Annotated in this window: 1 protein-coding gene; it reads right to left on the reverse strand. The window is 76.6% G+C overall.

Annotation, left to right across the window (positions count from 1 at the left end):
* Positions 1 to 162: 162 nt before the first annotated feature.
* A complete protein-coding gene (locus ACVNF4_RS35985) occupies positions 163 to 1,314 on the reverse strand; it encodes a TadA family conjugal transfer-associated ATPase (RefSeq protein ID WP_461807030.1) in 1,152 nt (383 codons plus the stop codon).
* Positions 1,315 to 1,446: the final 132 nt, after the last annotated feature.

The following is a 1,446-nucleotide window of genomic DNA, read 5'->3' on the forward strand; positions in this document are numbered from 1 at the left end:
GCTCCAGCACCCGGGCCACGTCCCACGGCTCGTCCGCCACGACCCCGCCCCCGGCCAGCACGAGCCGCGCCCGCCGCACCCCTCGCCGCCGCTCCCCGGCCGTCCAGAACACGACCCCGGCACAGGCGACGGCCGCCCCCAGGGACAGTTCGTACGCCGACGTCATACGCCCTCACCGCCCAGCAGCTCTCGCAGCCGCACCCACCCGGTCTCCTGGACGAACGCCTCCGCGCCCCACCGCAGCGCCGGCACGGTCCGCACGAGCCCCGCCCGGTCCCGTTCCAGGACGTGCACCTCGGCGATCCGCCGCCGCCCGCTCCCGTCCCGCACGAGATGCAGGACGACCGACAGCGCGGCGGCCAACTGGCTGTGCAGCGCGGCCCGGTCGAGCCCGGCGGCGGTGCCGAGCGCTTCGAGCCGGGCGGGCACCCCGGACGCGGCGTTGGCGTGGACCGTCCCGCAGCCGCCCTCGTGGCCCGTGTTGAGGGCGGCCAGCAGATCCAGCACCTCGGGCCCGCGCACCTCCCCCACGACCAGCCGGTCCGGCCGCATCCTGAGGGCCTGGCGCACGAGGTCCTCCAGCGTGACGAGACCGGCGCCCTCCTGGTTGGCGGGTCTGGTCTCCAGCCGGACGACGTGCGGGTGATCGGGCCGCAGCTCCGCCGAGTCCTCGGCGAGGACGATCCGTTCGGCGGGGCCGACCAGCCCGAGCAGCGCGCTCAGGAGCGTCGTCTTCCCGGTCCCCGTCCCCCCGCTCACCAGGAACGACAGCCGCGCCCGCACGAGCGCCCGCAGCACCCGGTCCCCGCCCGGCGGCACGGTCCCGGCGGCGACCAGCTCGTCGAGCGTGAACGCCCGGGGCCGTACGACGCGCAGCGACAGGCAGGTGCACCCCATGGCCACCGGTGGCAGGACCGCGTGCAGCCGGGTGCCGTCGGGGAGCCGGGCGTCCACCCAGGGCCGGGCATCGTCAAGGCGCCGTCCGGCGACCGCCGCCAGCCGCTGGGCGAGCCGCCTGACGGCCGCCGCGTCGGGAAAGGCGACGCCGGTCAGTTCGAGCCCGCCTCCCCGGTCCACCCACACCCGGTCGGCCGCCGACACCAGTACGTCGGTCACCGACGGATCGGCGAGCAGCGGCTCCAGCGGCCCGCTCCCGACCAGCTCGGACCGCAGCCGGTCCGCCGCCCCGAGCACCTCCGCGTCCCCCAGCACCCGCCCCTGCTCCCGCAACGCCTGCGCCACCCGCGCGGGCGTCGGCTCACCCCCACTGACCGCCAGCCACTGCCGCACGCCGTCCAGCAACTCCGTACTCACAGACCTCTCCCGTCTCCCGAACGAACGCGAACGCTGGTCCGCCTCCCAACTGGCCCACGAACTCCCTCCGGGCCACGCGGTCCTCTCCCTGACGACCGTGACGGGCGAGCACGCGCCGCCGATGCTGGTGGA

The sequence above is a fragment of the Streptomyces sp. S6 genome (genome assembly GCF_054880855.1).